Genomic DNA, 9,341 nt, shown 5'->3' with positions numbered 1-9,341 from the left:
GTTCACCGCCGACATCCTCGCCGGCCGTCACGACGCGGCACTGCTGCCGCAGGTGACCGAGGTCGCGGATGCCCTGCGCCGGCACGGGCTGCGCCAGGAGGCGGGCGCGCTGACCCTCCAGTCCGCGCGGATTGCGCTGGCCCGCCACGAACCCGCGCTCGCCCGCACCGTGATCTCGACGGTGCGCGTCGGCCCCACCTCACCGTTGGAGCACCGACTGCTCGGCCGGGAGGTCCGCGCCGAGCTGGCCGCCGCGCAGGGCCGGCGCGTGCATGCACTGGGTCACGTCCGCCAGGGCCTGCGGGAGTTGCTCGACTGGCAGGCATCGTTCGGCTCGCTCGACCTGCAGACCTCGTTGGTGCGGCACGGCCAGCGGCTCGCCTTCCACGGGCTCTCCCTGGCGCTGGAGGACGGCCGGCCCACGACGGTCTTCGAGTGGGCCGAGCGCGCCCGTGCGCTGGCCAGCCAGGTCGCGCCCATGCGTCCACCCGCAGACCCCGAGACGGCCGAGCTCCTGATCGAGCTGCGTGAGCTGCACGCCGCGATCCGGGCCGCCGAGAAGTCAGGCGCGACGGCGGCCCCCGAGCGCAGGCGGGCCGCTGCCCTGCGCGCCACCATCCGTCAACGAGCTTGGCACGGCGCCGGATCCGGTGTCGTCACCGAGCCTGTCGACCTGATGCGGGTGATGGCCGAGCTCGAGCCGTTGGGAGGCGTCCTCATCGCCCACGTGTTCGTGGCCGAGCACCTGCACGCGCTCGTCGCGGGCGCGGGACCCCCACGGCTGGTCGACCTCGGCGACTTCGGGCCGGTCCGCCGCCTGCTCGAAGGGATGCAGGCCGACCTCGACATGGCGGCGACGCACCTGCCCGGTCCGATGCGGCAGGTGGTCACCCGCAGCCTGCACGCCCGCCTCGCCGAGCTCGACCAGCACCTGACCGGCTCGCTCGGACCGATCGGCGACGGTCCGGTCGTTCTCGTTCCGGCGGGCGCGCTCGCCGGAACGCCCTGGTCGATGCTGCCCAGCCTGCGCGGCCGTCCGGTGACCGTGCCGCGGTCGGCGAGCCTGTGGCTCGACCTCCACCGGGTGGCCTCCCCTCCTCGGAGGGCAGGCTTCGTGGCCGGCCCTCGGGTCCGTCGGGCGGAGGAGGAGATCCGGCGGGCGTCCGGTGCCTGGCGCCACCACCGCACGCTCGTCGGCCCGGACGCCGACGCCGCCTCGGTCTCGGCCCTGGCTGCCGACGTGGACGTCCTGCACGTGGCGGCACACGGCCGGCACGCGGCGGACAACCCGCTCTTCTCCGGTCTCGAGCTGGCCGACGGTCCGTGGTTCGGCTACGACATCGACCGGCTCGCCTCGATCCCGTCCACGGTCGTGCTCTCCGCCTGTGAGGTCGGCCGGTCGTCGATGCGCTGGGGCGAGGAGGCGGTCGGTATGACGGCGGCCTGGCTGCACGCCGGGGCGCACGTGGTCATCGCCTCACCGGCCAGCGTGGACGACGACGTCGCGAGCGAGGTGCTCGGCGGGATCCACCAGGGGCTGTCCGCCGGCCGCCCGCCCGCGGAGGCGCTCGCGGCCGTCACCGCCGGGCTTGCGGACGAGGCCCCCTGCCCCTTCATCTGTTTCGGAGCCGGCTGGTAGCCGACCCGTCAGCGGCCCGTCATGACGGCTCCCCCCGCGTCGTATCAGCGACGGTCACGAGCCCTCCTCCTCCGTGTCAGCCACACCCACCGGGGGTGCATCGAGGAGGCAGCACCATGGCAGGACAGGAACGCATCGACGTCGGCGCGGTGCGCGCCGCGCTCGAGCAGAAGCAGCACCCCTGGGTCGCGGAGGAGAACCACCTGACCCGCTTGACCAGCAAGGAACGTGGCCGCCGCCTCGGGGTGCCGCTCCCGGACAAGGCCCACCGGGCCACGCTGGAACAGCGAGCCGCTGCGGTGCGCGAAACTGTGCGGGGGGCGCGCCCCCTCGCGGACGTGGCGGCGCTGCCGGCCTCCTTCGACCTGCGCAACGTCAGCGGGCAGAACTACGTGAGCGGCATCCGTGACCAGGGCGCGTGCGGGTCCTGCGTGGCCTTCGCGTCGGTCGCGGTGATGGAAGGTACCGCGCGCTACGGTCCGCGCGTCCCGTCCATGGACATCGACCTGTCCGAGGCACACCTCTACTACGGCTACGGCTCGACGGTCGGCGTCACCTGTGACACCGGGTGGATGCCACTGCCGGCGCTGACGTTCTGCACCACCGGCGGCATCACCTTCGAGGCCGAGTGGCCCTACTCGGCCGGCAACTCGAACGGTGGCTCGCTGCCGGCCGGCTGGAGCCAGCACCGCGCGAAGGCCACGGGCACCCAGGACCTCACGAACAAGGTCGACCAGATCAAGGCCCACCTGCTCGCGACGGGCCCCGTCACCGGGTGCCTCATCGTCTACACCGACTTCTTCAGCTACCGCTCCGGCGTCTACGAGCAGGCCTCGGGCCGGGAGGAGGGCGGCCACTGCCTCGCCATCATCGGCTACGACGACGCGCAGGGCGCCTGGATCGTCAAGAACAGCTGGGGCACCGGCTGGGGCATGAACGGCTACGGGCTGATCAGGTACGGCGAGTGCTACGTCGACACCTGGTCCAACATCGCCGTCACCGGAGCCACCGTGCGCAGGTGGACCGACGCGAAGAAGGTCCTCGGCGGCTACTGCACCGGCCACGACCGTAACGGCTGGGTCTACGTCCAGGACAACGGCTGGCTGCACGTCGGCGGCACGTCCGGCACCGCACACGTGGCGATGTTCGACGACCTGCTCACCGCCAAGGAGAAGAGCGCCTACGTCAACGCCTACTCCGACGACGGCCTCATCACCCAGACCTACGCCTACTGACCGGCAGAGCACGAGGAGCACGCCATGCCCAGCAGCACGAAGACCCGCACGAGCAGGGCCCGCACGAGCAAGACCAGTGCCAGCGCGGCCCCTGCACCAGGCAAGGCCGAGATCTGCACCGCGGCCGGCGCACCGGCACCCCACGACCTGTCCGAGCAGGAGCAGGACCTCGTGCAGGACACGGTGACCGACCAGGTCGACACCGTCGCCCTCGACGGGTCCGGCCCGGCGCCGACGATGACGCCTCCGCAGCTCGGGGGAGCGGCGAGCGCGACATCGGCACGCGCCGGCCTCAGCGGCCAGAAGGTGGTGGCGCTGTGGGCGGAGCAGAGCAACCGCAACGCGTGGGCCCACCTGCAGACCGCGGGCTGGAAGAAGCTCAGCACGCTGACCGACACCGGTTCGACGACGATGACGCTGCTCGCGGCTCACGCCCGCGCGACCGGCTCGGCGCCGGACCTGGCCGTGGACTCGGCCGGCGTGATCGGGACGATGTACGTCTGGTGAGACCGGACCGTCCCCGCGGGGGACAGGACGTACCGGCAGGTGTCGTGGGCAGCGCGGCACCTGCCGGTGCAGCCACGTGTGGAGCACGTGTGGAGAGGGTGCCGGACTGTCCGGCACCCCATGAGCGCCGGAGGTGGAGATGCGTCACGTCATAGAGGACCCCGCGTCAGGGGCGGCCGCGACCCTGCACCCCGGCGACGCGCTCGAGGTGCGGCTCAAGCAGCCCGGGGGCGCTGGTTACCTGTGGACCACCGCGGCGGTCCCGGACAACCTGGAGCCCAGGGGCGACCGCACCGCACCCGCCGGTATGCCGGGTGGAGCCGCCGCTCGCTCGTTCCGCTTCGAGGCGGCCGGCCCGGGCACCGGGGTCCTGCTGCTGACGCTGTCGCGACCGTGGGAGGAGAGCCCGGCGGAGGTCCGCGAGCTGTCCATCTCGGTCATCCGCGCCTGACGGCAGCTGCGCGGCGGGTCAGGCCACCCGGGGTTCGGCCCCCGACTCGGTGACCATCGCCTTGCCCGCACGCTGCCAGGCCTGCATCCCGCCCGCGACGTTCGTGACGTCATACCCCTGTCGGGTGAGCCAGGCGGTGGCCTGACCGGAGCGGTGACCGCTGCGGCACACGATCGCGAGGGTCCCCTCGCCCATCGCGGCGACCTCGGCCAGGCGTCCGGGCAGGTCGCGCAGGGGGATGAGCACGGCGCCGGGGGCGTGGCCCGCCTGCCACTCGTCGGGCTCGCGAACGTCCAGCAGCGTGGCGTCGTCGGTCACGTCGGTCACGTCGATCTGGGGTATGCCGGTCATGCCCCCATCCTCTCAAATCGACGCGCCGCACTACTTCAGCAGCCGAGACATCCGCCGGTCGGCGAGCGGCTTGCCCCCGGTCTGGCAGGTCGGGCAGTACTGCAGCGACGAGTCGGCGAAGGACACCTCGCGCACCACGTCACCGCAGACCGGGCAGACCTCGCCGGTGCGCCCGTGCACCCGCATGCCGGCCCGCTTGGCGTCCTTCAGCTCCTTGGCCGGTTTGCCGGAGGCGGTCTCGACCGCGTGGACCAGCGTGTCGCGGAGTGCGGCGTAGAGGCGCGCCACCTCCTCGTCGGTCAGCTTCGAGGCGAGGGCGAAGGGGGAGAGGCGGGCGGCGTGCAGGATCTCGTCGGAGTAGGCGTTGCCGACCCCCGCGAGGAAGCTCTGGTCGCGCAGCAGGCCCTTGACCTGGGTGCGGCGGCCGGCCAGCAGCGCCGCGAACTCCTGCTCTCCGAAGTCGTCGGCGAGCGGGTCGGGGCCGAGCGTCGCGATGCCCGGCACCTGCTGCGGGTCGGTGACGAGATAGGCGGCCAGTCGTTTGCGGGTGCCGGCCTCGGTCAGGTCGAACCCGGAGCCGTCGGAGAACCGGCAGCGCAACGCGATCGGCGACTTGCCCGGACGCAGCACCGTCGGCTTCATCTGGTCGGTCCAGCGCAGCCACCCGGCGCGGGCGAGATGGAAGATCAGGTGCAAGCCCTCGGCCTCGAGGTCGAGGAACTTGCCGTGCCGCTCGACGCCGGTGACGGGCAGGCCGGTGAGCGCCTGGGGCGGCGGGTCATACGTCTTGAGCACGCTGATCGAACCCAGCTCGACCCCCGTGACGGCGAGGCCGTCGGTCCGCGTCCGCAGGAAGTCGACGAGGGCCTGCACCTCGGGTAGCTCCGGCATAGGCACAGTCTGGCCCATCGCGCCGCCGCGGCGCGTGCTCGTTTCGGACCGGTTTGCGCGCTCCAGGCCGCTCTCGCGACCCCGGGGACCGGTCTGAGCCGAGCAAAGCGGCCCGGGGTGAGCACAGGCCGGTGGGAGCGGTGGGTGGTGGGTCAGCCGGCGCGGCGGGCGGCGGCGAGGGCCCGGCCCAGTCCGAATCCGTCCCCGGCCCGGTAGATCGGCACCGGTCGCGGACCGTGGTGCGCGAAGTCCTCGTTGGCGACCGGGAGGCCGTGCGACAGGACCTGCTCACCCGGCGTCAGCTGCCGGATCGCGATCGCCTGGACCAGGTCGGGGTGGGCGCGGGCGAAGTCACCGTAGATCCTCGGGTCGTGCTGGCCGTCGTCGCCCACGAGCACCCAGCGGATCTGCGGCAGCTCGCGCGCCAGCCGTCGCAGCGACTCGCGCTTGTGCTCCTGGCCGCTGCGGAACCATCCCGTGTTGGTCGGGCCCCAGTCGGTCAGCAGCAGCGGGCCGAGCGGGTAGCCGTGCCGCTGCAGGAACCGGCTCAGCGTCGGCGCGGTGTTCCAGGCCCCGGTGGACAGGTAGAAGATCGGTGCGCCCGGATGCTCGTCGAGCAGCTCGCGATAGAGCTGTGCCATCCCGGGCACCACGTGGCGCGCCTGCTCGTGCAGCACGAAGGAGTTCCACGCAGCGATCAGCGGACGGGGCAGCGCGGTCACCATCACCGTGTCGTCGATGTCGCTGACCAGCCCGAAGGTCACGTCGGGGCCGATCACGCAGACCGGCGCCGCGACGGCGGGCCGTTGCTCGACCTCGATGCTCACGTCGTGCCACCCGGGGGCGAGCCCGTGGTCGGCGAGCACCACGTCGACGTAACCGCTCCGGTCGGTCACCGTGCGGGCGACGGCCTCACCCGCCCGGACCATGACGGGCACACCCACCGCCGGCGAGGTGAGGAAGTTGCGCCATCCCCGCCTGGTCTGGGCGACCTCCGGCCGGGGCGCGTCGGTCTGCCGCGACAGGATGACCCGCGCCAGCACCCGCACGAACCCGGTCGCGCCATAGCCCGTGCCCGGCACGATCCGCGGTTCCCACCCGAAGCGGCGCAGCACCAGGTCCACGGGTCGGTGCAGCACGTCCTCGATCAGCGCTGCGGCGTGCGGGCGGGCCATGCCCACACCGTATGACGTCCGCTCGCCTCTCGGGGGCTCGCGGGCTGGGTGGGTCGGTCGCCGATCTCAGCGGCGCTTCGCGTAGAGCGCCTCGACCTCGTCGGCGAAGTCGCGCATCACGACGGCGCGCTTGAGCTTGAGCGTGGGCGTGAGGTGTCCGGACTCCTCGGTGAGGTCACCCGGCAGCACCCGGAAGCGCTTGACCGCCTCCGCGTCCGACACCGTCTCGTTGGCGGCGTCGACGGCCGTGCGCAGCTCGGTGAGCAGGGCGGGGTCCTCTCGCAGCTCGTCGATCGGCCGGTCCGGGGCGCCCCGTCGCTCGAGCCAGTCGGTGACCGACTCGGCATCGAGCGTGAGGAGCGCCGCGGCATACGGGCGTTCGTCGCCGACGACCATCGCCTGGCTGACCAGCGCGTGCCCACGGATGACGTCCTCCAGGGGGCCGGGGGAGACGTTCTTGCCCGAGGAGGTCACCAGGATCTCCTTGGAGCGGCCGGTGATGGTCAGGTAGCCGTCATCGTCGAGGCGGCCGAGGTCGCCGGTGTGGAACCAGCCCTCGTCGTCGACGACCGCCGCGGTGGCCTCCTCGTTGCCCCAGTAGCCGCGGAAGACGTGGTCACCGCGCACGAGCACCTCGCCATCCGTGCTTCCACCACGCGCGATCCGCACCTCGAAGCCAGGCAACGCGCGTCCGACCGTGCCGATCCGGGTCGCGGCCCGGGTGTTGACCGTCGCGGCCGCGGTGGTCTCGGTGAGACCGTAACCCTCGAGGATCGTCACTCCGATGCCGCGGAAGAAGTGCGCCAGCCGTGGCCCGAGCGCTGCACCGCCCGAGACGGCCCAGGAGGTCTGGCCGCCGAGCGCGTCCTTGATCTTGTGATTAACGAGCCGGTCGAAGAGCGCCCGGCGCGCTCGCAGCAGCGGCCCGGGGCGGCCGGTCTCCAGGGCGGTGCTGTAGGCGATCGCGGTGTCCGCCGCCATCGAGAAGATCCGCTCCTTGCCCGCCGCGGCCGCCTTGCGCTGGGCGCCGTCGAAGACGCGCTCGAAGACCCGGGGCACGGCCAGGACGAACGTGGGGCGGAAGGTCGGCAAATCGCGCGTGATGCGGGCGACGTCGGTGTGCCCGGTCCGCACCCCGGCCAGCAGCACCGCGGTCTGGATCATCCGGCCGAAGACGTGGGCGAGCGGCAGGAACAGCAGGGTGGCCGCGTCGTCCTCCTCGAACAGCTCCGGCAGGAAGTCGATGGCGCTGATGATCTCGGCCAGGAAGTTGCCGTGCGTCAGCTCGCACCCCTTGGGGCGACCCGTCGTGCCCGACGTGTAGATGATCGTCGCGAGGGTCTCCGGCGTGAGCGCCTTGCGCCGTCGCTCCAGCTCGGCGGCGTCCGTGCCGTCGGCGCGTCCTGCCTCGACGAGATCCGGCAGCCCGGGTTGCCCGTCGGCGGCCTCGATCACCCAGTGGTCGCGCAGGGCCGGCACGCGGCCCTCGAGCGAGGCGAGCCGGGCTGCGTGGCCGGCAGTGCCGAGGACGCAGGCGACGGCGCCCGAGTCGGTGAGGATCCACGCGAGCTGCTCGGCCGAGGACGTCTCGTAGACCGGCACGGTCACCGCGCCGGTCGCCCAGAGCGCCGCGTCCACGAGAGTCCACTCGTATGACGTCCTGGCCATCAGCGCGACCCGGTCACCAGGCCGCACGCCACTCGCGATGAAGCCGAGCGCGATCTCACGGACCTCGGCGTCGAACTGCGCCGCCGTCACCGGTTGCCAGGCGCGGTCGCGCCACCGGTTCAGCACGACGCGCGCGGGGTGGCGGCGGGCGTTCTCGGGCACGATGTCGGCCAGGCTGGAGGGACGGTGCTCGTGCCACCACCACGGGCTGGCGGAGGGGGTCTTCTGCTGCATCACGACATGTTACCGACCACCTACGCGCGCGTAACCTGCCGCCAGTTTGAGATCGGGCGGCAGATCACGCAGGGTGGAGGTGTCCCACTTTCTATCGGACAGGAGAGTCTTGTGCTCACGCTCACCGAGAACGCGACCACGGTGGTGCAGGCCATCACCGAGCAGAACAGCCAGGCCGACGGCGCCGGCCTCCGGATCAGTCACGAAGGGTCCGACCAGAACGCGCTGGCGGTTGCCCCTGCCGAGGCCCCCGAGCCCGGCGACACCGTCGTCGAGAACGGCCCCGCGCGGATCTTCCTCGAGCAGGAGGCAGCCACCTCCTTGGACGACAAGGTGCTCGACGCCTCCGTCGACCAGGCCGGTGCGGTGCAGTTCAGCATCGGCATCCAGGAGACGCCGCAGGTCTGAGCTCCACTCGAGACCCCCGTCCGGCCACCGCCGGTCGGGGGTCTCGTCGTCTCACCGTCCGGGTCAACGTTTGGCCACGGTGAGCAGGAAGGTGGAGTCCTCGAGCGCCTCGACCGCGTGCCGGGTCTCGGGAATGATGATCAGGTCACCGTCCCGGCCCTCCCAGCCTTCCTCCCCGGCGGTCAGCCGCACCCGGCCGCGCAGCACGAGCAGGGTGGCGTCCCCCGGGCTCTCGTGCTCCGCGAGCGTGGACCCCTGGGTCAGGGCGATGACCGTCTGGCGCAGCACCTTCTCGTGCCCGCCGTAGACCGTGTCGGCAGCACGGCCACCGCCGGAACGAGCCGCGGCCTCGAGCTGTTGACGGGCCAGGGCCTCGAGCGAGATCCTCTGCATCGCACCACCTTTCTCCGGGCCACCCCCGTGGGCGGCGTCCATCGCCACCGGTGAGTGACGGCATACCGTGCCACCGTAGTTGGGGACGGCGAGGGAGGACAGGGGGAACCGGGCCTTTCGGTCGGGTCGGCCTGAGGTGCCCTGTTCGACGACGCCGGCACAGATACGACGTTCGCCCGATGCGGCGGGCTACCTCAGACGGGCAGTGTCGAGGACATCACCTCGAGTCCCCAGGAGCCAGTCATGTATCGCACGAGCACCACGTTGACCATCATCGAGAACGCCTACCGCCGCGAGCGCGCCGAGCAGGCGTTCGCAGCCGAGCGGCAGCGCGAGGAGCGCCGCCGGCGGGCACAGGAGGCGCCGGAGGCGGCACGGCACCCGTGGAG

Annotated in this window: 10 protein-coding genes; 5 read left to right on the top strand and 5 right to left on the bottom strand. The window is 72.3% G+C overall.

Features of this window, described 5'->3' with window-relative positions; genetic code table 11:
• From FRW57_RS12190 to FRW57_RS12175, 4 genes are all read left to right on the top strand, one after another.
• The coding region (locus tag FRW57_RS12190; RefSeq protein WP_152186095.1) for a CHAT domain-containing protein at positions 1-1,639 on the top strand (1,639 nt) is incomplete at its 5' end.
• A 116-nt stretch (positions 1,640-1,755) separates the two neighbouring features.
• Positions 1,756-2,874, top strand: a complete 1,119-nt coding sequence (locus tag FRW57_RS12185; RefSeq protein ID WP_137122812.1) for a C1 family peptidase — start codon at positions 1,756-1,758, stop codon at positions 2,872-2,874.
• A 24-nt stretch (positions 2,875-2,898) separates the two neighbouring features.
• Positions 2,899-3,381 carry a hypothetical protein gene (locus tag FRW57_RS12180; RefSeq protein WP_137122813.1) on the top strand — a complete coding sequence of 161 codons (483 nt, stop codon included), beginning with the start codon at positions 2,899-2,901 and terminating at the stop codon, positions 3,379-3,381.
• A 139-nt stretch (positions 3,382-3,520) separates the two neighbouring features.
• The gene (locus FRW57_RS12175; RefSeq protein ID WP_137122814.1) at positions 3,521-3,832 is read left to right on the top strand and encodes a protease inhibitor I42 family protein; all 312 of its coding nucleotides are present in this window, start codon (positions 3,521-3,523) and stop codon (positions 3,830-3,832) included.
• Between the two features lie 18 nt (positions 3,833-3,850).
• Here FRW57_RS12175 and FRW57_RS12170 read toward each other — a convergent pair whose 3' ends face one another.
• From FRW57_RS12170 to FRW57_RS12155, 4 genes are all read right to left on the bottom strand, one after another.
• Positions 3,851-4,183 (bottom strand): rhodanese-like domain-containing protein, encoded by a 333-nt coding sequence (locus FRW57_RS12170; protein WP_137122815.1) that lies wholly within the window; start codon positions 4,181-4,183, stop codon positions 3,851-3,853.
• 30 nt (positions 4,184-4,213) lie between these two features.
• Positions 4,214-5,074, bottom strand: a complete 861-nt coding sequence (locus FRW57_RS12165) for an Fpg/Nei family DNA glycosylase (RefSeq protein WP_137122816.1) — start codon at positions 5,072-5,074, stop codon at positions 4,214-4,216.
• A 152-nt stretch (positions 5,075-5,226) separates the two neighbouring features.
• Positions 5,227-6,249, bottom strand: a complete 1,023-nt coding sequence (locus tag FRW57_RS12160; protein WP_137122817.1) for an App1 family protein — start codon at positions 6,247-6,249, stop codon at positions 5,227-5,229.
• 66 nt (positions 6,250-6,315) lie between these two features.
• On the bottom strand, positions 6,316-8,151 hold the full coding sequence (locus FRW57_RS12155) for an AMP-dependent synthetase/ligase (RefSeq protein WP_137122818.1): 1,836 nt from the start codon (positions 8,149-8,151) through the stop codon (positions 6,316-6,318).
• Positions 8,152-8,262: 111 nt separating this feature from the next.
• Here FRW57_RS12155 and FRW57_RS12150 point away from each other — a divergent pair, with 111 nt between their 5' ends.
• Positions 8,263-8,559 carry a Fe-S cluster assembly protein HesB gene (locus FRW57_RS12150; RefSeq protein ID WP_137122819.1) on the top strand — a complete coding sequence of 99 codons (297 nt, stop codon included), beginning with the start codon at positions 8,263-8,265 and terminating at the stop codon, positions 8,557-8,559.
• A 63-nt stretch (positions 8,560-8,622) separates the two neighbouring features.
• On the opposite strand, the gene FRW57_RS12145 is transcribed toward FRW57_RS12150, so the two are convergent.
• Positions 8,623-8,952 (bottom strand): cupin domain-containing protein, encoded by a 330-nt coding sequence (locus FRW57_RS12145; RefSeq protein ID WP_137122820.1) that lies wholly within the window; start codon positions 8,950-8,952, stop codon positions 8,623-8,625.
• Positions 8,953-9,341: the final 389 nt, after the last annotated feature.

The organism is Segeticoccus rhizosphaerae (assembly GCF_009192725.1).
Lineage (GTDB): Bacteria > Actinomycetota > Actinomycetes > Actinomycetales > Dermatophilaceae > Segeticoccus > Segeticoccus rhizosphaerae.
This window is presented reverse-complemented; position numbering and strand designations above follow the sequence as displayed.

Bases quoted from the DNA above. Each gene is read 5' to 3' on its own strand.
- FRW57_RS12185 (WP_137122812.1), top strand. From the start codon at position 1,756: ATGGCAGGACAGGAACGCATCGACGTCGGCGCGGTGCGCGCCGCGCTC.
- FRW57_RS12180 (WP_137122813.1), top strand. From the start codon at position 2,899: ATGCCCAGCAGCACGAAGACCCGCACGAGCAGGGCCCGCACGAGCAAG.
- FRW57_RS12175 (WP_137122814.1), top strand. From the start codon at position 3,521: ATGCGTCACGTCATAGAGGACCCCGCGTCAGGGGCGGCCGCGACCCTG.
- FRW57_RS12170 (WP_137122815.1), bottom strand. From the start codon at position 4,183: ATGACCGGCATACCCCAGATCGACGTGACCGACGTGACCGACGACGCC.
- FRW57_RS12165 (WP_137122816.1), bottom strand. From the start codon at position 5,074: ATGCCGGAGCTACCCGAGGTGCAGGCCCTCGTCGACTTCCTGCGGACG.
- FRW57_RS12160 (WP_137122817.1), bottom strand. From the start codon at position 6,249: ATGGCCCGCCCGCACGCCGCAGCGCTGATCGAGGACGTGCTGCACCGA.
- FRW57_RS12155 (WP_137122818.1), bottom strand. From the start codon at position 8,151: ATGCAGCAGAAGACCCCCTCCGCCAGCCCGTGGTGGTGGCACGAGCAC.
- FRW57_RS12145 (WP_137122820.1), bottom strand. From the start codon at position 8,952: ATGCAGAGGATCTCGCTCGAGGCCCTGGCCCGTCAACAGCTCGAGGCC.